14 protein-coding genes are annotated in these 25,172 nt (G+C 74.1%); 8 read left to right on the forward strand and 6 right to left on the reverse strand.

Annotated elements, in window-relative coordinates; translation table 11 throughout:
• Window positions 1-209 precede the first annotated feature (209 nt).
• Window positions 210-1,772 carry a tetratricopeptide repeat protein gene (locus WMF14_RS16775; protein WP_437802129.1) on the forward strand — a complete coding sequence of 521 codons (1,563 nt, stop codon included), beginning with the start codon at window positions 210-212 and terminating at the stop codon, window positions 1,770-1,772.
• 1 nt (window position 1,773) lies between these two features.
• On the opposite strand, the gene WMF14_RS16780 is transcribed toward WMF14_RS16775, so the two are convergent.
• The 3 genes from WMF14_RS16780 to WMF14_RS16790 all read right to left on the reverse strand — a co-directional run bounded on the left by WMF14_RS16780 (window position 1,774) and on the right by WMF14_RS16790 (window position 6,310).
• Window positions 1,774-4,218, reverse strand: coding sequence for a hypothetical protein (locus WMF14_RS16780; RefSeq protein ID WP_437802131.1), 2,445 nt, complete (start codon window positions 4,216-4,218; stop codon window positions 1,774-1,776).
• A 107-nt stretch (window positions 4,219-4,325) separates the two neighbouring features.
• The gene (locus tag WMF14_RS16785; RefSeq protein ID WP_437802133.1) at window positions 4,326-4,910 is read right to left on the reverse strand and encodes a hypothetical protein; all 585 of its coding nucleotides are present in this window, start codon (window positions 4,908-4,910) and stop codon (window positions 4,326-4,328) included.
• A 20-nt stretch (window positions 4,911-4,930) separates the two neighbouring features.
• Entirely contained in the window at window positions 4,931-6,310 is a 1,380-nt protein-coding gene (locus tag WMF14_RS16790) for a hypothetical protein (protein ID WP_437802134.1), read from the reverse strand.
• A 327-nt stretch (window positions 6,311-6,637) separates the two neighbouring features.
• Between WMF14_RS16790 and WMF14_RS16795 the strand changes: the two genes are divergently transcribed.
• From WMF14_RS16795 to WMF14_RS16805, 3 genes are all read left to right on the forward strand, one after another.
• Window positions 6,638-8,344 carry a DUF1592 domain-containing protein gene (locus tag WMF14_RS16795; RefSeq protein WP_437802136.1) on the forward strand — a complete coding sequence of 569 codons (1,707 nt, stop codon included), beginning with the start codon at window positions 6,638-6,640 and terminating at the stop codon, window positions 8,342-8,344.
• Window positions 8,341-9,705: a DUF1552 domain-containing protein gene (locus WMF14_RS16800; protein WP_437802137.1), complete on the forward strand. Its 1,365-nt coding sequence runs from the start codon at window positions 8,341-8,343 to the stop codon at window positions 9,703-9,705. Before WMF14_RS16795 ends, WMF14_RS16800 begins: the two co-directional genes overlap by 4 nt.
• A gap of 167 nt (window positions 9,706-9,872) precedes the next feature.
• On the forward strand, window positions 9,873-11,786 hold the full coding sequence (locus WMF14_RS16805) for a L,D-transpeptidase (protein ID WP_437802139.1): 1,914 nt from the start codon (window positions 9,873-9,875) through the stop codon (window positions 11,784-11,786).
• 41 nt (window positions 11,787-11,827) lie between these two features.
• On the opposite strand, the gene WMF14_RS16810 is transcribed toward WMF14_RS16805, so the two are convergent.
• On the reverse strand, window positions 11,828-12,544 hold the full coding sequence (locus WMF14_RS16810; RefSeq protein WP_437802141.1) for a hypothetical protein: 717 nt from the start codon (window positions 12,542-12,544) through the stop codon (window positions 11,828-11,830).
• Window positions 12,545-13,107: 563 nt separating this feature from the next.
• On the opposite strand from WMF14_RS16810, the gene WMF14_RS16815 reads away from it, so the two are divergent.
• On the forward strand, window positions 13,108-16,689 hold the full coding sequence (locus WMF14_RS16815; RefSeq protein WP_437802143.1) for a protein kinase domain-containing protein: 3,582 nt from the start codon (window positions 13,108-13,110) through the stop codon (window positions 16,687-16,689).
• 11 nt (window positions 16,690-16,700) lie between these two features.
• On the opposite strand, the gene WMF14_RS16820 is transcribed toward WMF14_RS16815, so the two are convergent.
• Complete coding sequence (locus WMF14_RS16820) at window positions 16,701-18,704, reverse strand: PAS domain S-box protein (RefSeq protein WP_437802144.1); 2,004 nt, start codon at window positions 18,702-18,704, stop codon at window positions 16,701-16,703.
• A gap of 441 nt (window positions 18,705-19,145) precedes the next feature.
• Between WMF14_RS16820 and WMF14_RS16825 the strand changes: the two genes are divergently transcribed.
• Window positions 19,146-19,838, forward strand: a complete 693-nt coding sequence (locus tag WMF14_RS16825) for a hypothetical protein (RefSeq protein WP_437329706.1) — start codon at window positions 19,146-19,148, stop codon at window positions 19,836-19,838.
• Window positions 19,839-20,044: 206 nt separating this feature from the next.
• Here WMF14_RS16825 and WMF14_RS16830 read toward each other — a convergent pair whose 3' ends face one another.
• Window positions 20,045-23,590, reverse strand: a complete 3,546-nt coding sequence (locus tag WMF14_RS16830; RefSeq protein WP_437802146.1) for a protein kinase domain-containing protein — start codon at window positions 23,588-23,590, stop codon at window positions 20,045-20,047.
• Window positions 23,591-23,771: 181 nt separating this feature from the next.
• Between WMF14_RS16830 and WMF14_RS16835 the strand changes: the two genes are divergently transcribed.
• Window positions 23,772-24,005, forward strand: a complete 234-nt coding sequence (locus tag WMF14_RS16835) for a MoaD/ThiS family protein (RefSeq protein WP_272098160.1) — start codon at window positions 23,772-23,774, stop codon at window positions 24,003-24,005.
• Between the two features lie 20 nt (window positions 24,006-24,025).
• Window positions 24,026-25,147 (forward strand): GTP 3',8-cyclase MoaA, encoded by a 1,122-nt coding sequence (gene moaA / locus WMF14_RS16840; RefSeq protein WP_437802148.1) that lies wholly within the window; start codon window positions 24,026-24,028, stop codon window positions 25,145-25,147.
• Window positions 25,148-25,172 lie beyond the last annotated feature (25 nt).

Genomic DNA, 25,172 nt, shown 5'->3' on the forward strand with positions numbered 1-25,172 from the left:
CGCGGCGGTGCACGCGGGCGGGCGTCCCGCCACGCGGCGCTGATCTGCCAGGCCGCCCCGCCGGCGGCCGGATCCGGGATCCGTGAGAGCTCGCCCGAGCGGACCGCGTTCCCGGAGGCATCAACGGCCGACCTCTCCTGCGGCGCGCGATCCCTGCGGGCGTTCCGCCGCTCCTTGGTGCCCCCGCGGGGGCAGGCTACCGTCCCGCCATGTCCAGGACCGGACGGCGCAAGCAGAAACCCACGCCGCGGCAGGGCGCCCCGGAGCTCACGCCGAAGAACGTGGCGCGCATGGAGGTCGATGCCGCGGTCTACCGCCTTGTGAAACTCCTCGGCCGCTACCCGGAGGAGCACCCCGACACGAAGGCCCGCGGCGCCCTGGAAAAGACGCTGCCCGCCCTCGACGTGCTCCGTGCGAGCCACCCGGACCATCCGCAGGTCGCCTGGGTCTCCGGGATGATCCTCCGCAAGCTCGGCCGCCTCGACGAGGCCGTGCAGCTCGCCCGCCGGGCGTTCGAGCTCGATCCGACGTTCGCGACCGCCGTGAGCCTGGCCTACGCCCTCCGCGAGCGCGGCGAGATCGACGCCGCCCGCGACGCGTTCGAGGCCGCAGCTCGCCTCGATCCCGAGGACGTCTCGGCCCGCTGCGACCTCGGCGCCATGCTCTGCGAGGCCGGCCGCACCGACGAGGGGCTGCGGCACCTCGACGCCGTCCTCGAGGCGCAGCCGGCGCACCCAACCGCCTTTCCGATCCACGCCTACCACCGCGCCGCGCGCGACGGCGACGCCTCCGCGTACGACAAGCTCGCGGCCTACGCCAGGGCGCACCCGGAGAGCGCCGCCGCCGCGTGGGCGCTCGAGCGCCTGCGCGCCGAGGGGCTCCACCACCCCGCTCCCGCCGCGGTCGTCGAGGGCTTCGTCGCGGGCGCCGCCGAGGCGCTCGACCACCTCCACCGCGATCACGATCCGTGGCTGAACCGCTTCGGCGCCCGCGCGCACGGATACCGGCTCCGCCCGCCGCTCACCGCGCGAGACATCGAGCGCATCGAGGCCTCGTGCGGCGCCCGCATCCCCGCCGACTACGCCGCGTTTCTGACCCGCGTCGGGAGCTCCGGCGCCGGCCCGTACCACGGGCTCCTGCCGCTCGACGGCCCTGGACAGATCGAGAGCCTCACCGGCGAGTTCCCCCACACGAGGGCCTACCGGCCCGATCCACGGACGCTGGCCGCACCCCAGCGCGCCGCGCTCCAGACCGACGACGTCGTCCGCGGGACGGTCGCGCTCGCGCACATGGGCTGCGGCTACTTCTCCGTGCTCGTGATCCGCGGCCCGCGCGCGGGCAGCGTCTGGGCGGATCTTCGCGCGGCAGGCCTCGGCGTCGTCCCGACCCACGACAGCTTCACCGCGTGGTACCGCGGCTGGATCGAGGAGCTCTCCAGGGGAGAGCCGGCGCGGATCCCCGTGGAGCCAGGACGATGCTCGGCGCCCGCGGCGCTCAGCGACTACCTTGCTTCATGGGAGCGGCAACACGCGCTCCGGCCCGGCACCCTGGACGAGGCAGGGACGCGACGGGCGCTGCGCGAGATCCCCGACGCCGGGATCGCGATCCAGGCAGCGGCGTCCAGGTACTTCGACGCCGGCGATCCCGTGGACCCCTGTCCCAGCTGCCAGCACATGTTCGATCACTTCCTCCGGAAGAACATGCTGCAGCCCGCGCAGATCCGCCCCGGCGTGCCACCCAGGGCAGCGCGGCGGGCCCCGCCCGAGGCGTAGCCTACCCCCTCGGATCCGCGCGCCGCCTCCGGGCGCGGCGCGGCTCGCCGCGGACGCTGTCCGCCCCGCTGGCGGGCTCGGGCGACGGGGCGAAGCCGATCGCCGCGAGCTCGCTCTCGCCGATGACGTCGCCCTTGGCCACGAGCGCCGCGCGGAGCAGGACAGCGCCCATCTCGGCGTCGTTGCCGGGCCACGGGTGGTCGAGCACGGCCTGCAGCGCGCGCAGATCGAGGCCGAACGGACGGCCCCGCAGGCGGACGCCGATGCGCGCGAGGTGATCCAGCGCGAGCGCGCGGAGATCCTCGGCGCGCGACGACAGCGAGGGCAGCGCGACGGCCCGGTCGCCGAGCCGGTCCGCGAGCCGCTCGCTCAGCTGGCCGGTCGCCGCGAGCGCGTCCACGGTCTGGGGCACCGCCACGACGAGCCCCACATCGTCCGGCAGCGCGGCGCCGAGGTAGCTCTGCACCTCCGACGGCAAGGCCTGGGCGTCGAGCACGAGCAGCGTGCCCCCCCGCGCCGCCTCGATGGGCGAGCTGTCCGGATCACGCCACAGCGCGAGCGCGGTCGGCGTCCCCGAGGAGCCCTCGATCGCCGCCGCCTCGTCGCGCGCCGGCGCAGCGCCCCGCGCCTGCGCGAACGCCTGCGCGAACCCCTCGGGGAGGGGCGCCGCGCCGTCGACGATCGCCAGCGGGCCGCCCGCGCGCGGCGAGGTCAGGTGGACGACCGCGCCCCACGCCACGGCGTCGATCCCGGGCGCCGTCAGCAGCGTGACCGGGCCGCCGGCCACGCCGAGCCGCTCCAGCTGCTCGAGCGCCGCGCGGGCGGCGGGGCTGTAGGCGGCGGCCCGCGCCGGCCGCGCGAGCAGCGCCGCGATCGCGCGGAAGCGCCCCGCGCCCTGCGCCACAGCGCGCTCGAGCCGGCTCACCTCGCGCGCGCGCTCCTCGGCCTCGCGGCGGGCGGCGACCTCGCGGCCGCGCGACCCCGACAGCATCGCCGACACCGCGATCACCGCGCCGAGCCGGTCGGCGACAGCGCGCAGGCCGCTCACCTCCTCCAGCGTCATCGGCGACGCGCGCCGGGCCCGCGGGATGGCCAGGGCCCCGATCGGGCCCTCCGCGTCGTTCACCAGGGCCACGACGCCGACGTCGCGCTCCGCGAGCCAGGCGAGCAGCGGGCGCACCTCCGGCCGCCGGACCTCGACGGCCTCGGCGGCCTCGACGCGAAGGACGCGCTCCGGCTCGATCTGGGCGAGCTCGATGAGGCGCGCCGGCACCTCCGCCGGCTCGGTGTGCGCGTAGCCGGCGCGATCGACGGTCACCCGCTCGGGCGGCGAGAGCAGGTAGAGCGCCGGCGGGGCCTGCCCGGCGACGCCGGCGTCCGACGCCTCGCGCAGCGCGGAGAGCGCCGCCTCGAGCGCCGCCTCCGGCTCCGGGTTCATCGCCGCGCGCGTCGCGGCGTCGAAGGCCCCGAGCCAGCGCGCCCCCTCCGGCGCGAACCGGCGCGCGAGCGCCGGCGCCGCGAGCCCCGCGAGCGCGCACAGCGCGCACGCGCCGAACACGGCCACGCCGACGGAGGACTGCGGCGCGCCGCGGAGCCCGAGATCGCCGCGCGGCGCCTCGTGCACGGCGTAGACCGCGAGCAGCGCCGGCGGGGTCGCGAGCGTCGCGACGGCGAGCGTGCCGCGGAGCGCGCGCGAGACCTGCGCGGCGTCCGCGGCCACGGTGCAGAACGCGACGCAGACCGCCGCGACGGCGCTCGTGACCGGCAGGATCGACTCGGGGGGCGCGACGCCGACGAAGGCCGCCGCGAGGCCGACCGCCAGCGCGGTCGCGGTGAGCAGCAGCGCGGCCTCGACCCTGTCGGCCACGCCGAGCTCGATCCGCCGCGCGATGCGGACGCGCGCGATCGCCACGAGCGTCACCGTGAGCGAGCCGAGCGAGGCGGCGGACGTGGCGTAGTGGACGAGCAGCGGATCGAGATCGGCCGTGCGCTCTGGCGCCACCGCGGAGACGGCGGGCAGGGCGATCGCCACGGTCCAGAAGAGCGAGGCGAACGCCGCCGCGTCGAGGCGCCGCGTGCTCGGCGGAGGCTCGAGAAGGCCGCCGAGGCCCGCGATGCGCGCGAGGCCGACCAGGGCGGCCATCGCCGCGGCCGCCGCGCCGAGGTTGCCGAGCGCGATCAGCGCGAGCCCGGCGGGGCCGCTCCGCGCGGCGGCGAGCATCGCGGCGCCGGTGAGGCAGACGGCAGCCGCGCTGCGGGCCGCCGGCTCGATCCGGTCCTCTCCCCGCGGCGGCCGCTCTACCCAGCGGAGGCCAAGCGCGAGCAACGCGGGCAGCCCGAGCAGGGCGAGCCACGCGGGCCCGTGGCCGCCGGACGCCCGGAGCGCGGCGAAGGCGGTGTAGGCGACGGCGGCCGCGGCGATCCAGAACGAGCGCCGGCGCAGCATCGCGGCGAGCGTAGCGTCTGGCCACGGGGGCGCCAACGAGGCGGTCTCATCGAGGTGACGACCGCGCCGCCCGCGCCGCTGCCGCGGCCAGACGCTCCTTCGCTACCTCAGGGCGGGAGCGCCGCGATGTAGTCGTAGAGACACTTCTTCTCGTCGGCGCTGAGCTCCGGGCCGAGCGGCATCCGGCTGTCGCACGGCGGGGGGTCCGAGAGCTTCATGTAGAGCAAGCTGGCGTCCGGATCGCCCGGCACGATCACCGTGCCGTTGCCGCCGCAGTCGGACGCCTGGCCCGCGACCCTGGTCTCCCAGCCCGCCGACAGATTGAGGCCCCCCAGGTTCGCTTGCCCATCGTGGCAGCCCGCGGTGGCGCACTTCGCCGCCACCAGCGCCTGCGCTTCCGCGCATCCGGTCCCACCGCCGCTGCTCGCGCTGGTGGTCGCAGCGTCGCCGCCGCTGGTGGCCGCAGCGTCGCCGCCGCTGGTGGCTGCAGCGTCGCCGCCGCTGGTGGCTGCGGCGTCGCCGCCGCTGCCGGTCGTCGCGCCCTGGCCGTTTCCGCCGCCAGGCCCGTCGCCGCCGGCGAGGTACTGGTCCTTGTCCTCGAGGGTCCCCGCGCAGCTGATGATGAACGCAGCGCCGCTCATCACGGCGGCGGCGAGCGCGGTGCGCCCGCCAAGGAAAGCGATGTACGTCACGTGCTACCTCTCTCTCTCGCTCAGTAAACGTAGGCTCCGGCGAGCCGCACCCCAAGGTACTGGTCGATCGCCCCGCCGGCCACGTACGGGTCGCCGATCGCGGGCTCGAACGACGAGAAGAACCGCGCGTACTCGACGAGGAGCCGCGCCTCGACGCCGGTCGTGACGGGCACGAGCACGCCGGCCATCGCGCCGATGCCCTGCACGCTCGCCCCGGCGAACCGATCGTAGACCGGGCCTGACGAGAGCGGGAAGAGGTAGTCGGCGCCGAGCGCCAGCGCGACCGGGCCGGCCGGCACCCGCAGGTCGAGGCCGCCCCGGACCAGCGTGTAGGAGACGTTCGGCACCGTCCTGGCCAGGGCCTCCGGCGCGTCGACCTCGAAGGTCAGGAGCCGGAGCCCGGCGGAGATGCCGAGCACGGCCGACTCGCCGATCGACAGCCGCTCCCGCAGCCCCAGGTTGACGCGCTGGTAGGTCGTGCTGATCGGGTCGCCCTCGCCCACCGCCGAGTTGAGGCCGAGCGCCAGCATGTACCCCGCGGTGATGCCGAGGCCCTTGAGCACCGGGATGTCCGTCGACGCGAGCGGGTACACCTCGCCGGAGATCGACAGCGCGGGCTGACCGAAGACGTCGTAGGGCCGGAGGTTCTGCGTGACCGGATCGGAGTACTCGAACCAGCGGCCGGTGAACTCGACGCCGGCCTCGACCGAGAAGAGCGCCGAGCGGGGGTCGTGGCGCTTGCGCTTCCCGCCCTTGTCGCCGTCGTCGCCCCCCTTGTCGCCGTCGTCGGCGCTCTTGTCGCCGTCGTCGCCGTCCTTCTCTTCGTCGCCGTCCTTCGCGCCGTCGCCGTCGTCGCCGCCGTCCTTCGGCTTGTCCTCGTCGGCCGCGGCGGGCGGCGGCGCGATCTGTGAGAGCGTCGGGCCGAGCAGCTCTTCCAGCGCCTTCTTGCGGTCGTCCCGCGAGCCGCCCAGCGGCACAGCGCTGTCCACCGCGAGGTCGCCGGCGTTCTCGTCGACGTAGACGAGGTGGACCTCTTTCTTCTTCTTCTTGTTGGTCCGCGAGACGCCGTAGATCACCCCCTCCACCTTCGCGGCCTTGCCCGCCTTGCGGATGCGGTCGATGGCCTTCTTCCGCTGGGCCTTCGTCACCAGCGCGTCCCCCACCGGCTTGGTCTGGCCGGCGCCCCGCAGCGACTTCGAGAACGCGTCAGCGTCCACGACCTTCAGCGTCTCCGGGACGAGGGACGCGATGTCCTCGCGGATGTCGTCCGCGTTCGGCCCCTCGATGTGGATCGCGATCGACTTCGACCCCTTGGGGGCGGCGAGCGCGATGGGCGAGAGCGCGAACGTCGTGACCGTCGCGGCGGAGAGCCCGAGGAGGATCCTCCCGCAGAGGCTCAAAGAGAGGGACAGCGTTCTGAACCTGGTCGGCTTCCGCGCGGGCCTTTTGCCGGCAGCGGCGTCAAACGAAGCTTGCACGCGCGCGAGCCTACAGGCGATGTCGCGGCTGGATCCAGCGTCTTTCGACTGGGCTGAGCGACATTTCTGGTGACGCGCAGTGTCGCTACGAGACTCCGCTGCAATCGGACTCGCGGGCCTCGCTGAGCCTCGTCTTCCTCGGCGCCTTGACGGGCCCCGGCGAAGCGAGAAATGTCGTCGCACGATGCGCAGCGCCGCGACGCAACGCATCGCATCGCAGGCCAGCGCGTCCCCCAGGGGAGAGGGCAGATGGATCGGTCAAGAGGACGGCACCGCCGCGCGGCGCGCGGCCCCGGCGGCTCTCTCGGGCTCGCGATCGTCGTGGCGGCGGCCGCCGCCTGCTCCAGCGGGCGCGGCGGCGGGGCCGCGGGGGGAGCGGAGGGCGAGGCGCCGCGCTGCGCGGAGATCCGGCCGGGCGCGTCGCCGCTCCGGCGGATGACGCGCTTCGAGTACAACAACACGATCCGCGATCTCCTGGGCGACGACAGTGCGCCGGCCGACGCCTTCGTGGTCGAGGAGGAGGCGCTCGGGTTCAACAACCAGGCGGCGGCGCTCGGGGTCACTCAGCTCCTCGCCGAGCAGCTCATGAAGGCCTCCGAGGCGATCGCGGCGCGGGCCGCGAAGGATCTCGGGAAGCTCCTTCCGGGGTGCGACCCGGTGGTGCAGGGGCCCGACGTGTGCGCTGCCGAGCTCATCGAGCGCCTCGGCAAGCGCGCGTTCCGCCGTCCCCTCGCGCCCGCGGAGAGCGAGCGGCTCGCGCGGCTCTTCGCCTCCGGAAACGACGAGCACGGCTTCTCGACCGGCGTCGAGCTCGTGATCCAGGCGATGCTCCAGTCGCCGCACTTCCTTTACCGCGTCGAGCACGGCATGCCGGATCCGGCCGGCGAGGGCGTGGTGGCGCTCTCGGACCACGAGATCGCCTCGCGGCTCTCGTACCTGCTCTGGAGCTCGATGCCCGACGACGCGCTGTTCGCTGCAGCCGACGCGGGGGAGCTCCGCACCGCGGAGCAGATCGCCGCGCAGGCCCGCCGCATGCTCGAGGATCCGCGCGCCCGCGCCGCCGTCGCGAACTTCCACGCGCAATGGCTGCAGCTGTCGAACATCGACACCCTCACCAAGGACCCGGCGGTCTACCCCGGCTTCCACGCCGGGCTCCCGGCGCTCCTCCGGGCGGAGACCGAGGCGTTCCTCGATCACGTCGTGTTCGAGGACGACGCCGGCGACGTGGCGACCCTGCTGACGGCGCCCTACTCGCTGATGAACGCCGAGCTCCGCGCGTTCTACGGGCTGGGAGCGGCGGGCAGCGCGGAGGCGCCCGGCGAGCTCTCGGTCGTGCCGCTCGATCCCGCGCAGCGCGCCGGCTTCCTCACCCAGGCCAGCGTGCTCGCGGTGCTCGCGAAGCCGGACCAGTCGTCGCCCGTCCATCGCGGCAAGTTCGTCCGGGAGCGGCTGCTCTGCCGGACGCTGCCGCCGCCGCCGCCCGACGTGGACATCCAGCCGCCGCCGGTGCGGGAGGGGATCCCGACCCGCAGGCAGTTCGAGCGGCACGCGGAGGATCCGGCCTGCGCCGGTTGCCACCGGCTCATGGATCCGATCGGCTTCGGGTTCGAGCGCTACGACGGGATCGGCCTCTACCGCGAGGTCGACCGGGGCGTCCCGGTCGACGCGAGCGGCGAGATCGTGGGGAGCCGGGATATCGATGGGCCCTTCGACGGGGCGGTGGAGCTCGCGCACCGCCTCGCGGAGAGCGACGAGGTGCGCCAGTGCGTCGCGACGCAGTGGTTCCGCTTCGGCTACGGCCGCGCCGAGCAGGCGGAGGACGAGTGCAGCATGCGCCAGATCCAGGCGGCGTTCGCCGAGAGCGGGTACAACATCAAGGCGCTGCTCGTGGCGCTGACCCAGACGGACGCGTTCCGCTACCGCCGCGCGGCGCGGGGCGCAGGGGGTGCGCCGTGAGCGGGGCCGTGCAGCGCCGCGCGTCGAGGAGGCGTCTCGACCGCCGCGCCTTCCTGCGCGGGGCCGGCGGGCTCGCCCTCGCGCTCCCCTTCCTCGACGCCATGGCCGGATCGGCGAGCGCCGTCGATTTCCCGAAGCGCTTCGTCGTCTTCTTCACCGGCCTCGGCACGGTGAAGGAGGCCTGGCAGCCGATCGGGACCGAGACGTCGTTCGAGCTCGGAGAGATCCTCGCGCCGCTCTCGCCCTACCGGGACAAGCTGCTCGTCGTCGAGGGCATCGACATGGAGTCCGCCTACCACGGGCCGGGCGACTCTCACCAGCAGGGCATCGGCCAGGCGCTCACGGGCACGGAGCTCCAGGAGGGGACCCTCTTCCCGTACGCCTGCAACCCCGCCGCGCGGGTCGGCTGGGGCGGGGGCATCTCGGTCGACCAGCTCCTCGCCGCGAGGCTCGGGGATCGCACGAAGCTCTCGTCGCTCGAGCTCGGCGTCCAGGTCCAGTACGCCAACGTCTCGTCGCGCCTCTCGTACCTCGGCCCGGGCCAGCCGGTCCCGCCCGAGGACGATCCGCGCGCGGCCTTCGACCGGCTGTTCCTGGACCTCAGCGCCGATCCCGCGGAGCTCGCGCGGCGGCGCGTCCTGCGCCGCCGGGTGCTCGGCAGCGTCATGGAGGACTACGGCGCCCTCGCGCGCGAGCTGGGGGGCGAGGACCGGCAGAAGCTGGAGCGGCACCTCGACGCGCTGAACGACATCGAGAAGCGGCTCGACGTGCCGGCGCTCCTCGGCGGCGCGTGCGCCCTGCCGGCGCTGGGCGAGCCGCTCGACGTCTACGCGAACGACAACTTCCCCGCGATCGGGAGGCTCCAGACCGACCTGCTCGCGATGGCGCTCGCCTGCGATCTCACGCGGGTCGCGTCGATCCAGTGGAGCGCGACCCAGGCGGGCAAGGTGTTCACGTGGCTCGGCCAGTCGGAGACGCACCACGCGCTCTCGCACTCGAACATCGCCGACGCGGACAAGCAGCGGCAGCTCGTCGACATCGGGCGCTGGCAGGCGGAGCAGCTCGCGTACCTGCTCGAGCGGCTCGACGCCGTCCAGGAGGGCACGGGCACGCTCCTCGACAACACGCTCGTCCTCTGGTGCACGGACATCTCGGAGGGGCAGAGCCACTCGCGGCGCGACATGCCGTACGTGATCGCGGGGGGCGCCGGCGGGGCGCTCAGGACCGGACGATTTTTGCGCTATGCCGGCGATCCCCACAACAACCTGCTCGTCTCGCTGTGCAACGCGATGGGCGTGGACGTGTCGACGTTCGGCAACCCCGCGTACTGCACGGGGGCGTTGCCGGGCCTCTCGGTCTAGTTGCGCGCGCAGGAAATCCCGCCGGGGATTGCTGACGCGCGCAACCAGGGCGACCGCGAAGCGGACGCCGGGGTTCGGGGCGGAGCCCCGAGGAGCCAGCCGTCGGCGCGCGTCCGCCGGGTGTTTTGGGCTTTTCGTCGCGCGCCGATTTTGGCAAGTAGGCCCGCATGGGCGCCCTGCTGTCCTCCGGGAAGCCTCACGGTGCGCGGCGCGCGGCGCGCCTCGCTCTCTGTCTCGCTCACCTCGCGGCGCTCACGGCCGCGGCGTGCGGCTGTCGCAAGCCCGCGGACGCCTCCGCGGACGCGGGGGCGGCGGCCCCTGCCGGCGACGCGGGCGCCGACGCGGCCCCCTCGGCGCTCACGGCGACCGAGGGGCAGGCCGCGCCTGCGGCGCCCGCGGCGTCCGCGTGGCCGCCGAGCGACAAACCGCTGCTCGGCGTGACGGCCTTCGTGGCGACCGTCTACAAGGAGCCGCGCGACACGTCGAAGAAGCTCGGGTACCTGCGCGTCGGCTCCAGGGTGCCCCGCTCCGCCGAGCCCGCCGGCACCGCGGGCTGTCCGGGCGGCTGGTATGCGATCGAGCCCCACGGCTACCTCTGCGTGGGTGAGGAGGCGACGCTCGACCTGAACGACCCGATCCTCAAGGCCGCCGGCCCTGGGCCGAACATGAGGACCGCGCTCCCGTACCGGTACGCCTTCGTCCGCGCCGTGCTGCCGCTCTACCTGCGCGTCCCCACCGCCGAGGAGCAGCGCAAATCGGAGTTCAAGCTGGACGAGCACCTGTCGTGGTTCGAGGAGAACAAGGCGACCGTGCAGCGGGTCATCCTCGGCGCGAACGACGTGGCGATCGACGCGCGCGGCGTGCCGCTACCTGGCAAGCAGCTCGGCGAGCTCGGCCTTGGGAAGAACTCGCTCGAGCTCGGCGAGGGCGCGCTGCTCGGCGGGGAAGGGGACGGCGACCCGATCCCGTTCTGGCTCGAGGGCGGCAAGCGCCTCATCCGCAACATCAGCGACTTCAAGGTCCCGGACTACGCGGCCTTCGCCGATCGCGCGCGGCGCTTCACGGGGCTGTCGCTGATCGGATCGTTCACGACCGGACCGGAGTCGCTGAGCCGGCGGTTCGCGATCACGACCGATCTCCGGCTCGCGCCTGCGACGAAGATCAAGCCCGACACCGGCTCTCCCTGGCACGGCGTCGAGCTGACCGACGCGCTCACGCTGCCGCTCGCCTTCGTCCGCGCGCGGAGCGCCCGCGACGTCCAGATCCAGGGCGACAAGGCGACGCCGGGCAAGGAGCTGCCGTTCCGGGACATCGTCCCGCTGACCGGCAGGATGCGCCGGATCGAGGGCGTGAAGTACTACCGCACCCGGGATCAGCGGTACGTGAGCCAGCTCGACGTCGGGCTCGCGGTCGCGCCGTCCGCGTGGCCGGAGGTCGCCGAGAAGGGCGAGAAGTGGATCGAGGTGTCGATCACGCACCAGACGCTGGTCCTCTGGGAGGGCAAGCGCCCGGTCTACGCCACGCTGGTCTCGACCGGCCAGGCCGGGGTGGCCGATCCCAAGACCACGACCGCGACGGTGCGCGGCATCTTCCGGATCCGCAACAAGCACATCACGGCGACGATGGACTCGAACGAGTCGTCGAGCGTCGGCGGCCGCGCGGAGACGACCGCCGACGCGCCGTCGGCCTCGCGCGGCGCGAAGCCGGAGAAGGGCGGCTCCTCGAAGGAGCGCTCCTCGAAGAAGCCGGGCGCGAGCGCTGCGGCGAAGCCCGCGGCAGGCGAGAAGGTGGTCCCCCGGAAGGGCGACGGGGAGTACGGCGTGACGCGGCGCCGCGGCGAGGGGACCTATGCCCTCAAGGACGTGCCGTACATCCAGTACTTCGCGAGCGGCTACGCGCTCCACGCCGCGTACTGGCACGACGTCTTCGGCACGCCGCGCAGCCACGGCTGCATCAACCTGTCGCCCATCGACGCCCACCGGCTCTTTCTTTGGACCGATCCCCCGGTGCCGCCCGGATGGCACGCCATCAACACAGGCGAAGAGCTGGGCGAAGGAACGACGGTCATCGTGCACGAGTAAGAGAGGCGATCGCCGTCTGGATGAAGGGGTGCGGGGGCGCTTCAGTGCTTCGGCGCGGTGCGGAGGAGGTCGGTCAGGGCGTCGTCTGCGGAGGCGGCGAGGGCGTCGAGGAGCGCGGCCAGGCGGGCGTGCTGGTCCGGGGTGAAGGGGGGCATGCCGAAGCGCGCGCGGACGCCTGAGAGGCGAAGAACCAGGCCGGCGCCGTCCTGGTAGCCGGCGATCCAGGGGCCGCGGAGGAGCTCGTCGCAGATGCGACGGAGCCGCGACTCGAAGGCGGCGCGATCGGCGAGGGCGCCGGCGGGGGAGGGGGCGCGCTGCTGGAAGTGGTGGATCGAGGCGGCGGTCTCGGTCGGGGCGCCGTCGATGGCGTCGAGGCCGGCGCGGAGGTCGTCGAGGAGGGGCGCTAGGCCGGTCCTGCGGACGAGCGCGCCATCGAGGCACATCTCCCAGAGCACGTGCGCGAACAGCGCGAGCCGGGGCGCGCCGAGCGAGGCGGCGCGCAACGCGGCGGCGAGGCGGCGCTCACCCTCCACGAAGACGGGGGCGGCGTGGAACCAGCGGTCGACGGCGACGTGGTGGTCGATGCCGGCCAGCACCTCGGCGAGGCGGGGCGGCGGGGCGGCAGGGCGATCGGGCGCGCGGGAGGGCCTGACGCGCCGGTCGGCCATGCGCCAGAGGTCCGGGAGCATCGCCGCTGCGCCCGCGGCGGCCGAGCCGAGGTCGCGCGCGGCGAGGTGGCGATGAAGCAGGAAGTTCATGCGTTCAGGATGGCGCTGCCGTCCGCGGCGGTCGACGATGAACCGACGCGGCGCGCTCTCCCTCGCCCTTCAATTCCCGCTCTGGGGCTAGGGATACGGCTGCTTCGGCGACGCGGCGGGCCCGTGAGGGCCTGCAGCGCAGGCCGACCGTGACAGGCAGGAGCGCCCATGAGCTGCCTGTCCCCGATCCAGGAGACTCGTCTTCGTGCTCGATCCACCGGTACGCGCCGCGTGGTGCGCGTGGCGATGAGAGAAGCGCGAGGACGGCAGTGGGCCTCGATGGACCGGAGCTGCGGTGGTCCGGCGGTCCGAGTTCTGCCGCAGCGCCGCAGCGCTCATGTAGGCAGATCGGCGCCGTCGAGCTCGAATCGCCGGCCTCATCGTTACCCGGCCAGCGGAGATGGATCTATGCCAGTCGCCCGTCGCGGCCGTCAGGGCCCCTTTTCCTCCTTGGAGCCGCGAGTTCGGCGGGGCCCCACGCGCGCCCCGCCTCGCACATCCCCTCGCCCGCGGCCGTTGCTTCTCTTGCTCGGGGTTCGGCGCAACAGGTAGCCTAGGCAACGATGCAGGCCAGCGACCCGTTCGGCTGGGTGGGGTCGATCATCGACGGCCAGTTCGCCGTCGAGGCGCTGGCGGGCGAGGGAGCGTTCGGCGTCGTCTACCGGGCCCGGCACCTCGGCTTCGATGCGCCGGTCGCCGTCAAATGTCTCAAGATCCCCGCGGGTCTAAGCCCTGACCAGCAGGACGGTTTCCTCGCCAAGTTCCGCGAGGAGGCGCGCCTGCTCCACCAGCTCTCACGCCGGACGATGGGCATCGTCCAGGCGCTCGACATCGGCGCTGCCGCGGCTCCGAAGGGGCCCTGGACGCCGTACATCGTCATGGAGTGGCTGGAGGGCGAGACGCTCGAGCAGGATCTCAAGCGCCGCAGCGCCGAGAAGCTCCCGCCGAGGAGCCTCGGCGACGCGATCCGGCTCCTCGCGCCGGTCGCCTCCGCGCTCGCCGTCGCCCACGACGAGAACGTGTCTCACCGCGACGTCAAGCCGGCCAACCTGTTCCTGCTCGGCGACCGCATGAAGGTGCTCGACTTCGGGCTCGCCAAGGTCTTCTCGGAGACGCCGACGTTCGCAGAGGCGCTCGTCCAGACGGGACGAACGTTCCGCGCCTTCACGCCGCAGTACGGCGCGCCGGAGCAGTTCAGCCCGCGGTTCGGCGCCACGGGGCCCTGGACCGACGTCTATGCGATGGCCCTCATCCTCGTCGAGGTCGCGAGCGGTCAGCCCGCCCTCTCGGGCGGCGACGTCATCCAGCTCTTCGTCGCCTCGAGCGACGAGGCGATCCGGCCGAGCTTCCGTTCCCGCGGGGTGAACGCGAACGCCGACGTCGAGGCGGTCCTCGGCCGCGCGCTCGCGATCAACCCCTCGCAGCGGTTCCACAACCTCGGCGAGATGTGGGCCGCCCTGGAGGCCGCCCACCGCTCCAGCATCGTCGTGGTGGCGCGCGACACCCTGCGCGCGCCCGCCTTCGGCCCGAGCGACACGAACGACGACGCCGACGGGCTGCTCGACCTCGCCGCCGTCCACCTGCCGCCGCTGCCGCCGCCGCCGGCGCTGTCGGTCCCGCCGCCGTCGCTGCCGCCGTCGTCGAGGTCGTGGCTGGCGCCGGACAGCAGCGGGATGAGGGGGAGCGTGAGCTCCGATCGCGGCTCGCCGCGGACCCGGGCCGCGCTGCCGTTCGAGGGCGGAGAGCACCGGATCTGCACCGTCCTGTTCGCCGATCTGTCCGAGGCGACCGCGCTCTCGTCGCGGCTCGATCCCGAGGACGTCAAGGACGTCGTCGACCGCTGCTATCAGGAGCTCGCGGAGCACGTCGAGCAGATGCACGGGATCGTCGAGCGGCCGATCGGCGGGCGCGTCATGGCCGTCTTCGGCGTCCCTCGCTCGACCGACAGCGACGCCGAGCGGGCGATCGTCGCGGCGCTCGGCGCGCAGGCCGCGATCCCGCGCCTCGCGCTGCCGCGCGCCGCGCGATCGGTCCGCCTCTCGGTGCGGTTCGGCATCGCGACGGGGCGGGCCTTCGTCGGCGCGGGAGGCTCGGCGCGGCAGGACCTCGCCGTCATCGGCGACGCGGTCGACGGCGCGGGGCGCCTGCAGCAGCTCGCGCCGCGCGGCGCGATCGTGATCGGCCGCGACACCCACCGCCTCGTCCTCGGGCGCTTCCACGTCGAGCCGATCGACGCGGGCGCGGTCCGGGCGCCGGCGGCGCCTCCGGCGTCCACCGCTCACGGCGCGGCGCAGCCGATCTACCGCGTGCTCGGCGAGGCGCCGCTCCACCACGCGTTCGCGCCGCCCGATTTCCATGGGCTCTCGACGCGCCTCGTCGGGCGCGGCGCGGAGATGCAGCGCCTGTGTGATCTCGTCGAGACCGCCTTCCACGAGCGGCGGCCGCGCCTCATCACGCTGGTCGGCGCGCCCGGCGTGGGACGGACGCGGATGCTCGCAGAGCTCTTCGCGGGCCTCGGCGACGGCGGCGCCGGGGGCGGCGCGCCCTCCTCGGAGCGCGGGTACGCGCTCGCGCCGCCCGGGGGGCTGCTCACCCTCTCGGCGCAGTGCTCGGCGCTCGCGCAGGAGTCGAGCTATGGCCTGGCCGGCGCGCTGCTCCGCCGCTGGTTCGGGATCCACGAGGCCGATCCAGCCCAGGTCATCCTGCGCAAGCTGCGCCGCGGTCTGCGCTGGATCCGGCTGCGCGCCGCGCGCGCCCGCGTCCGCGCCGAGCGGGAGGCCGCCGGGGCGGGGGCCAGGGCCGCCGCGCTCGGGGGCGCGTCGCCCATCGTGACCCGCGCGTCGTCCGTCCCGCTCCGAGGGCCGATCAGCTCGACCGTCAGCGGGCGCAGGGGATCCGGGGCGGCGCGGTACGAGGACGACGACGAGCTCGATCCGTCCCCCTCGCTGTCGAGGCCGAGCGGGGGGAGCGACCTCGAGGAGATCCTCGCCCGGCTGGCGGCGATCCTGGGCGCGCGGCCTGCGCCCGCAGGGCTGCTCGAGGCCGCGGCGCGCGGCAGCGTGCTGGCGAGGCGCCGGATCGCCTCCGCGCTCGTGCTGCTCGTCACCTTCGCGCTCGAGCGGACGCCGATGGTGATCGTGTGCGACGACCTGCAGTGGGCCGACGACGCGACGCTCGACCTCGTCGAGGAGCTCGTGGCGCACGCCGAGGGGCTGCCGCTCTGCATGGTGTGCACCGCGCGCCCCGAGCTCTACGAGCGCCGCCCCGACTGGGGCGTCGGGAAGGAGGCGTACGTCCGCGTCGACGCGTCTCCGCTCGCGCGGCGGCACGCGGAGGAGATGATCCGGGATCGGCTCCGCGGCGCCTCCGCGCTCGATCTCGAGCTCGTGCGCGCGATCGCCGAGCGCTCCGAGGGCAACCCGCGAACCGTGGAGGAGACCCTCCACCTGCTCGTGGACGCCGGCGTCATCGAGGCCCAGGAGGGCGCGTGGCACGTCCGTGACGACGCGCTCAGCGCGCTGAGCCTGCCGCCGGCGGTGCACGGCGTGGTCCAGGCGCGCCTCGACCGCCTGGACGAGGCCGCGCGCGGCCTCCTCGCGCAGGCCGCGGTCGTCGGCCGGACCTTCTGGGAGGGCGCGGTCGAGCGGCTCCGGAACGACGCCCCGCAGGCGCGCTCGCCGATGTCGAGCGAGCGCATCCTCGCGGAGCTCCAGGATCTCGATCCGCCGTTCTCGGTGCGCCACGGCGGCAGCGCGTCCACCGCCGAGCTGCTCGCGCGCCTCTGCGAGCGCCAGCTGATCCGGCTCCGCTCCCCCGCGTCGTTCCCCGGCGAGCGCGAGTACGTGTTCGTGGAGCAGGCGACGTGCGAGGTCGCCTACGAGATGCTGAGCCTCAAGATCCGCCGGCGGATCCACCTGCTCGTCGCCGACTGGATCGAGCACCGCGCCCCGAGCGCGGCGGCGCGCGACGAGGGCGCCGCCCTCCTCGCCCACCACTATGAGCGGGGCGGCGATCTTCGGGCGGCCGCGGCGGCGTACGACCGCGCCGCGGCGCACGCCGCCGCGATCGGCGAGGGCGCCGCGGCGGCGCGCCACGCGGCGCGCGCCCGGGAGCTCCACGACGAGCTCGCGGCCGACGACGCATAGGCAGGCCGCCGCTACCGCGCCTTGCCGCGCGCGTTCGGCAGCCGGGCGCCGGACACGACCAGCGCGTGGCGCAGGGCGTCCTCGAGCGCGCCGAAGGTCTCGAGCGTCCGCGCGTCGCTTCCGAGCGTCACGATGGCCTGCGCGACCCCGGGGGAGATGCCCGACACGAGGCAGCGGCTGCCGAGCAGGCTCGCGGCCCGGGCCACCTGGAACAGGTGGTCGACCGTCGGCGTGTCCGCGACCTCCACGCCGGTCAGATCGAGCACGGCGAAGTGGGCCTGCGTGCGGACGATCTCCCCGAGCAGCTTCTCCATGATGTCCGTGGCCCGGACGCCGTCGAGCGCGCCGATGATGGGCAGCACGAGGACGCCCTCCCACGCCTGGATGATCGGCGTCGACAGCGCGCGGATCGCCTCCTGCTGCTGGCGCAGGACGCTCGCGGTCCGCTCGCGTTCGGCGTTCTCCGCGGCGAGCATCCGGTTCTTGCCCTCCAGCTCCTCGGCGTACACCTCGAGGCGCTCGATCGACTGGCGCAGCTGATCTTCGAGCCGCTTGCGCTCGGTGGTGTCCCGCATCGTCACGGCGACGCCGCCCTGGATCGGCACGATCTGGTGGTGCACCCAGACGCCAGGGCGCGACGCCTGGGCGGCCGGCGCGGGCAGGAGGATCTCCTCCTCGATCGGCGCCCCCTTCCGGAGGCCGCGCAGGCACCTCTCGAGGAGGACGCCGGCCTCGATCGAGTGGACGAGCTCCGAGAGGCGCTGACCGAGGAGCTGCTCGCGCGGCATCGACAGCATCGTCGCGGCGCGCGCGTTGAGCCCCGTGATCACGAAATCGGAGATCTCCTCGCTGTCGTCGCGGCGGGAGGCCAGCGTGAGGAACGCGTCCATGCTGGCCTCGACGGCCGCGTGGAAGCGGGCCTCGCTCTCCCGGCGCTGCTCCTCGGCGCGCCGGCGCTCGGTGATGTTCTCCCCCACGATGAGCGCGTTCGTGACCTCGTCGACCCCGCGGATCGCGCTGACGTGGTTCGCGTACCACGCCCGCCCGCCGTTCGCCCCGAGGCCGACCACCTCGTAGCTCGCGCGGCCCCCCTCCTGGAGCACCGTCCGGAGCGCCTCCCTCACGGTGGCGTGGTACTCCGGCGCCGTGAAATCGTAGAGGCTCCGGCCGACGATGCTCTCCTCCCGGACCCCGGGAGACGGCCGGTTCACCGAGACGATGCGCGCGTCCTTGTCGACGACCACCAGGTGGTGCGGGATGCCGTCGTAGAGCGCCCGCAGCTTCTCCTCGGACTCACGGAGCGCGATCTCGGCGGTCTTGCGCCGCGTGACGTCGCGGGCGACGAAGTAGACGAGCCCCTCGTCGAGCGCGAGCATCGCGTTCCACTCGAGCCACCGGTACGAGCCGTCCTTGCAGAGGAAGCGGTTCTCGTAGGTGATCGTCTGCGCGCCCGTCGAGAACGTGTCTGTCTCCGAGAGGGTGCGCGCCTTGTCCTCGGGGTGGATGAACTCGAGGTAGGGCCGCGCCATCAGCTCCTGGCGGCTGAACCCGAGCGTGCGCTCCCACGAGGGGCTGAGCTCCTTGAACCGCCCGTCGAGCGTCGCGGCGCCGAGCATGTCGACGGCGAGCGCGTAGAGCCGCCGCTGCTCCTTGTCCTCTTCGCGCACGACCGCGCGCAGGATCGGCCCTGCTCGGTCGGGGAGGGGGAGCCGCGCGATCTGCGTGTCGGCCTGGATGAAGTCCCCGCCTGGGCGCCGGTAGAGCCACCGAAACCGCTGCGGCTCGCCCCGGCCCGCCGCGTCGAGCCGCTGCGCGAGGCCTTCGGCGGAGGCCTGTCCGTCGGGCTGCAGGAGCGGCGCGAGGTCCGTGAGCTCCCGTCCGACGAGGCCGTCCGCGGACCCGGCGAGCAGCCGGATCGCGCTCGGATTGGCGTCGATCACGCGGCCGTTCTCCAGGAGGAGGAGCGCGTCTTCGGCCGCCTCGAACGCGGCGCGGTGGAGATCAGGCTGGCTCATCGTGGGCGCCGCAGGGTGTCAGGAGCGCCGTGCCGCCGTGTTGTCCTCTCGATCTCGATCGCCAATCAGCACCTCGAGCGGCCGCCGACACCCCCGCTCGGTCGCTGCCGCCAGCGGCGCATTGTGCAGGAAGCCTCGGTCGAGGTCCATGAGCCCGCGCGCGGCTCGGCGCGGGCCGTTGTCGTCGTCGCCGTCCTCGTCGTCTTCGTCCCCGTGCGTTTCGTCTCTCGTCCGCTCCCTGGTTCGGGATCCGTTCCGGTGCAGGCCGCTCGCGCGGCGGCATTCGAGCGCTGTTGCCTTCGTCAATGTTGTCTGCCTGCCACCTGCTGGCGACGGCCTCTCGCGTGCTGCGGGCGCCGTGGTAGCGTTGGTCTGTATCGCGGGGGGTTCCTTCTGCGCTGCCTGTCGGCAGGCAGCTCTCGCGCGGTGCGAGGGGGTTCGATGATCTCAGAGGCGTGCGGGCTCTGCGCTTGGCCGGCGAGCCTTCTCGTCGACGACGTACAGCGGCACAAGAGTGCGCTCCTGGACATGGCGCTGCAGATGCGTGCGGACGACAAAGAGCCGCTCGCGCGCGTGGCCTTCCGGGGCGCGCTCTACTGGCAGCGCTGGCTCCTGACGAAGGAGCCTGGGCTCCACGAGGAGGCTCGGGTCGTCTCCGGGCTCGAGTTCGCCCGAGAGGCTGGCGACTGGAAGGAGGCCGACATGCTCCTTGCCCACGCCGACGGCTCGAGCGCCCTCGCCGGTCTGCCGTTCGTCGATCACTGGAAGGCGCTCGTCGCGCAGCACTTGCCGGAGCAGGTGAGCGACGAGCACGAGCTCGAGGAGACGTTCCAGGAGTTCCGGCGGCACCCCAGCGAGGAGGCCGCGGAGAGCGTGCGGCGCTGCGCCACGGCGATCGCGCCCCTCGGGTCGCCGGTCCCGGTGCACAGCCTCCTTGCGCGTGTGGCGATGGATCTCGGCCAGACCGAGGAGGCGGAGTTCCACCTCGCCGCGCTCGTCGTCTGCAGGCCGCTCTGGATCCCCTACGTCGTGCAGCTGGCCGAGCACCAGGCGAGGCTCGATCTGCCGCGCGCCCTCCGCACGATCGAGGACGCGCGCCGCCTCTTCGGGCCCGACTTCTGGCTCCCCCTTTGAGCGGGGCTCACCCGCTTCGGATACGGGCCCATCTCGGCGTTTTCGGTGCTCAGCGCACGGGAGTGCGCCTGCGCGCCGAAAACGCCGATCTGGACCCGTCTCCTGTGCGGGTGAGCCCCGCTCGGCGACGCAGCTCGTGAGAGCGCCAGCCGTCGGCGGCCTTTGAGCCTTTGGAGAGCGCTTGTGGCGCCCCCCGGGCCCTCGCCTCAGGTGCTCTCGAGCGTGCGCATCCAGCCGCTGATCCGCGTACCCGCCGGCTTGGGCCAGCCCATCCGCGCGAAGCGCTCGAGGAGCTGCGGCGTATGGTCTCCGGTGCGGCTGTCCTTGAAGGCCGCCCGCGCCGCGTCGAGCTCGCGCGCCGCCTCGTGGAAGCGCCCCTCGTGGTACGCGAGCCACGCGAGCGTCAGGTGCCGGTGCTGCCGGGGCTCCGCCTCCGCGAGCGCCACCGCCTCGCACGCCATCAGGTGCTCGCGAGCGAGCTCAGCGTCCGCGCGGTGGAGCGCGATCTGCGCGAAGAGCAGCCGCGCCTCCACCAGGCCCCACGGATCCCCGAGCCGCTCGAAGAGCCTGCCGGCGGCGAGCGCGTGCTCCTCGGCGAGCTCCGGCGCGCCCGCGTCGAGCGCCACCATCGAGAGGAGGCGCTCGCACCCGGCCTCGCCGCGCGGGTTCGCGACGTCGCGGAAGCTCTGCCGCGCCGCGAGCGCGCCCGAGCGCGCCGCCTCGAAGTTGCCGACGCGGTGGTCCGAGTGCGACAGCGCGAGGTCGCACTGCGCGAGCCCGAGCCGGTAGCCGATGGCGTCGAAGTCGGCGTGCGCGGTCGTGAGCAGCGCGCGCGCCGCCTCCGAGGTCGCCCCGGCCTGCTCGACCATGCTCTGCAGCAGCAGGCACTGCGCCCGGCCGAGCCGATCGCCGACCTCCATGAACCTCGACGCCCCGGACGCCAGCACCGCCCGCGCCCGCGCGTGCTCGCCGAGCAGGTAGTCGATCTCGCCGAGCAGCACCTCGCACTGCGCCTGCCCGTGGCCGTGGCCGATCTCGTCGAAGATCGCGTGCGCTCGCGCCACGAGCCGCCGGCCCTGCGCCTCCGCGCCGAGGTCCGACGCGATGTGCCCGAGCAGGCGCAGGCAGTGCGCCTGGTTCTCGCGGTCGCCGGCTTGCTCGAAGATGCGCCGCGCGTCCTCGGCGTCGCGCCGCGCCTCGTCGAGCCTCCCCGCCAGCCGCAGCGCCTCGCCGCGGAAGCGCAGCTGCGTCCCGAGGCGCGTCCCCGTCAGCACGGGCCGCGCGTCCACCCCGCCCCGGAGGCCCGGGCGCGAGTCGCTCCCCCCGGGCAGCTTGCCGTCGAGCACGGCGAGGTCGCGGAGCGTCGCCGCGATGTCGCGCGAGCTCTGCCAGTGCGCCGCCACGTGCGCGTGCATGAGCGCCGCGGCCTCGTCGGTCTCGCCGGCGCGCAGCAGGCTGACCACCCGGTGCCGGAGGATGCGGCGGCTCGACGCGGCCGGGTGCGCCCCGAGCGCGTCGGCGGCGGCGCGGAACACGCGGGCCGCGTCCGGCTCGAGGAAGAGCTGCGAGAGGAGGTGCTCTTGGAGCAGCGCGTGCGGCCAGCGCAGGCGATCGCCCACGGCGAGGAGGATCTGGGCGCGCTGCATGGACGCGATCGCCCGGTCCGCCGAGATATCGAGCGAGGTGAGCAGCGCGCGCAGGATCTCGCGCCGGATGTCGCCGCCGAGCGCGGCGGCGGCGCGCGCGCCGGTGCGGAGCTCCTCGGGCAGCGCCGCGAGGCGCTCTTCCCAGAGGTCGGCGGTGGTCGCCGCCTGCACGGCCATCGACGCCCTCGGCACGAAGTACTTGCCCGCGCGCAGCTGGAGGTGGCCGCCGCCCGCCCACGCGTGCAGCAGCTGCAGCGCGAAGAGCGGGTTCCCCTTGCTGCGGGCCGTCGCCGCCTCGGCCGCCGCGTCGTCGAGCGGCAGCGTCTCCCGGAGCAGCGCGTGCGTCTGCGTGGGGTTCAGCGGGGCGACGTCGAGCCGCTCCCCGACGTAGGCCGCGAGCGCCCCCTCGATGCGCCTCGCCGCCACCGGATCGCACTCGACCGCCTCGCTCCTGACCGTCGCCACGACGAGGAGGCCCAGGTTCGGCGCGTCGCGGTGGAGCGTCATGAGCCCCTCGAACGTGGTCGACGAGGCGTAGTGCAGGTCGTCGAGCCAGAGCAGCACCGGCCGGTCCCGGCCGATCCTCTCCAGGGTCTTGCGGATGATCAGCCAGCGGAGCTCGGGGCGGTCCAGGCGGAAGCGCTTCCCCGTCGGGCCGACCGCCTCGCTGCCCGGAGGCGACGGCTTGATCCACTCGGCGGTCGCCGCGACCCACGTCTTGCCGACCTCGTCCTCGGGCGGGACCTCCCAGAGGTTCATCAGCACCTTCTCGACGATCTCGCGCTCGGCCCGCTCCAGCCGGTAGTGCTGGGTCACCGCGCCGAGCACGCCGTCGAGCGGCGCCGCGATGCGCCGGTAGCGCGCGCGGAGCGGCACCATGAGCGCCCGCTCGTGGACCTCCTCGCAGAGCCACTCGGCCAGCCGGCTCTTGCCGACGCCGGCCTCGCCCGCGAGCAGGACGAACCGGTGCATCGCCTTCGGCGCGTCGACCATCTCGGCCACGACCTCCATGAGCCGCGCCCGCTCCCCGGTCCGCGCGACGAACGGGCTGGGCCGGAGCGCGAGCAGCCCGGTGGTCGTCACGGACGGCGGCGGGTCGTCGTCTGGAGGCTCGATGAGCTCGGGCGTGAGCAGCTCCTTGCGGCTCGGGGGCAGACGGCCGCTCGTCAAGAGGGCGATCGGCAGCGGCGTCGCTGTCACGTTCTCGTTGTTGCGCGGCTCGAACCGCTTCCACACCCGCCGCGCGTCGCCAGCGAAATCGAAGCGGTGCCAGGGCCGCTTCGCGAGCAGCCGCTTCGCGAACTTCGCGACGTCGCCCGGCACCACCGGGGGGAGGGGCAGGTCCGGGATCGACGCGCTCCGGTGCTGCTGGAGGAGCTCGTCGTTGTTGCCGTCGTAGACCTCGCCGCCGGCGAGCAGGGCGTAGAGGATGCAGCCGAGCGCGTAGAGGTCCGTCGGCGGTCCGACGTGGGGCGCCGCGAACCGGATCTGCTCGGGCGCCATCCAGCCCGGGGTGCCCGCGCCCCAGCGCACCGTGGGTTCGCTCTCCCTGGAGCCGTCGAGCCGGTGATCGACCCGGTCCTGGATGAGCCAGGCGAGCCCGAGGTCGAGCACGTGCACGAGCGGCGGCTCGCCCCCGTGCTGCAGATCGACGAGGACGTTGGACGGCTTCAGGTCCCCGTGGATCACGCCCCGCGCGTGCGCGTGCGCCAGCGCGCCGAGCACCTGGTCGATGACGCTCCAGATGATCGGCCAGGGCAGCGGGTCCTCGAGCCGCGCAAGGTAGAGCCACTCGTGGAGCGATCGCCCCGGGACGGCGTCCATCACGAGGTACGGCGTCCCGTTGCTGAGCGCCCCGAAGTCGCGGGCCTTGACGAGCGCCGGATGGGAGAGCCCGGCGAGCGCCCTGGCTTCTTCCTGGAACCACCAGGCGTCCTCGGGGCGGGCCGCCGCGCCTGGCCGGTCGAGCAGCTTCACGGCCACGCGCTCGTCGAGCACGAGATCGCGGCAGAGATAGACGACGCCCATACCGCCGCGACCCAGCTCTCGGCGGACCTGATAGCGACCGGCCAGGATCGTGCCCGGCAAAAAGCCTTCTTCCGACATGACGGTGAGCCGCCCGATGATAGCCGTGCCGGCCGGGCCCGGTAGACTCGAATCTCGCCGGGCACCAGGCGCCAGGCACCAGGCGCCAGGCGCCAGGGCGGCCCGAGGTCGCTTGGCGGCAGTTCGTCGTGTCGGGTCAGCGGAGCGATGCTAGGTTGCGGTGATGGATGCAGCGGTACGCGTGCTTGCATTCGCTGGCGCGAGGGATGTGCTGGGCACCGGAGAAGTGGCGCTGCCGCTGGCTGGTCCCTGCACCGCAGCGGAGCTCCTGGAGCACGTCTGTGCTCGCTATCCGGGGCTCGGCCCCTACAAGGGATCCATCCGGGTGGCCGTGAACGGCGTCTATGCGACGCCGAGCGATCCTGTAGGTTTCGGTGACGAGGTCGCGCTCATCCCGCCGGTGGCGGGCGGCTAGAGGACCGAGAGGGACGCTGCATGCCTTCTTCTATTGGCGGCCTCGATCCTGCGCGCAATGCGGGCGACGCGCCGGCCGAGCGGAGGCGATCGCTGCCGCTCGTCGGCGGCGGAGAGGCGGGGCGACGCGCCGCCGTGATCCCGTACCGCGACGGCGCCCGCGAGGCCGCTGGCGCGCACGCGGGGCCCGCGCCGCGGAGCGCGCGCATCTCGGTCACGGATCGGTGCGACTTCGCGTGCACCTACTGCCGCCCGTCGCGGCATGACGGCTACGCCGACGGCAAGCTCATGACGGCCGCCTGGCGCACCATGTTCGAGGCCCTGCGCGACGCCGGCGTCCGGCGCGTGCGCCTGACCGGCGGCGAGCCGCTGCTCCACCCCGAGATCGTGTCGATCGTCGGGTGCCTCGCCTCGCTCGGCTTCGAGGATCTGGCCCTCACGACGAACGCGTCGCAGCTCGCGCGGCTCGCCGGGCCGCTGCGCGCCGCCGGGCTGCACCGGCTGAACGTCTCGATCGACACCCTCGATCCTGCGCGCTTCCACGAGGTGACCCGGGGCGGCGAGCTCGCCCGGGTGCTCGACGGCATCGACGCCGCGATCGCGGCGGGCTTCTCGCCGATCAAGCTGAACACGGTGGTCCTCCGCGGCGTGAACGACGACGAGATCGAGCGGCTCGCGCTGTGGGCCTGGGAGCGCCGGATGGTGCCGCGCTTCCTCGAGGTGATGCCGATCGCCGAGGGCGCTCGGCTCGTCGGCAAGCACCTCGTCACCGCGGCCGAGATGAGGGCGCGCCTCGCCGAGCACCTCCTCCCCGAGGAGGCGGCGGCCGAGCCCGGCCTCGGCCCGGCCAGGTACGTCCGCGCTCGCCGCGACCCGTCGCTCCGCGTGGGCTTCATCACGGGCACGAGCGACACGTTCTGCGAGAGCTGCGATCGCCTGCGCGTCTCCTCGACGGGCGTGCTCCGGCCGTGCCTCGCCACGGACGACGGCGTCGACGCCTCGCGCGAGGCGAAGATCGGCGATCGCGCGGCGATCCGCCTGCGCCTGGACGAGGCGTGGCGCCTCAAGCCGGACGGCAAGGTCTGGAAGGGCTGCACCGAAGAGACGGCCTCCGCTGTGTCGATCCGCGCGATCGGCGGCTGAAGGAGCGGGCGATCGGCGCGGGGCC

Origin of the sequence: Sorangium sp. So ce693 (assembly GCF_051521375.1) — a bacterium.
GTDB classification, from domain to species: Bacteria; Myxococcota_A; Polyangia; order Polyangiales; family Polyangiaceae; genus Sorangium; species Sorangium atrum.

Bases quoted from the DNA above. Each gene is read 5' to 3' on its own strand.
- WMF14_RS16775 (WP_437802129.1), top strand. From the start codon at position 210: ATGTCCAGGACCGGACGGCGCAAGCAGAAACCCACGCCGCGGCAGGGC.
- WMF14_RS16780 (WP_437802131.1), bottom strand. From the start codon at position 4,218: ATGCTGCGCCGGCGCTCGTTCTGGATCGCCGCGGCCGCCGTCGCCTAC.
- WMF14_RS16795 (WP_437802136.1), top strand. From the start codon at position 6,638: ATGGATCGGTCAAGAGGACGGCACCGCCGCGCGGCGCGCGGCCCCGGC.
- WMF14_RS16805 (WP_437802139.1), top strand. From the start codon at position 9,873: ATGGGCGCCCTGCTGTCCTCCGGGAAGCCTCACGGTGCGCGGCGCGCG.
- WMF14_RS16810 (WP_437802141.1), bottom strand. From the start codon at position 12,544: ATGAACTTCCTGCTTCATCGCCACCTCGCCGCGCGCGACCTCGGCTCG.
- WMF14_RS16815 (WP_437802143.1), top strand. From the start codon at position 13,108: ATGCAGGCCAGCGACCCGTTCGGCTGGGTGGGGTCGATCATCGACGGC.
- WMF14_RS16820 (WP_437802144.1), bottom strand. From the start codon at position 18,704: ATGAGCCAGCCTGATCTCCACCGCGCCGCGTTCGAGGCGGCCGAAGAC.
- WMF14_RS16825 (WP_437329706.1), top strand. From the start codon at position 19,146: ATGATCTCAGAGGCGTGCGGGCTCTGCGCTTGGCCGGCGAGCCTTCTC.
- WMF14_RS16830 (WP_437802146.1), bottom strand. From the start codon at position 23,590: ATGTCGGAAGAAGGCTTTTTGCCGGGCACGATCCTGGCCGGTCGCTAT.
- moaA (WP_437802148.1), top strand. From the start codon at position 24,026: ATGCCTTCTTCTATTGGCGGCCTCGATCCTGCGCGCAATGCGGGCGAC.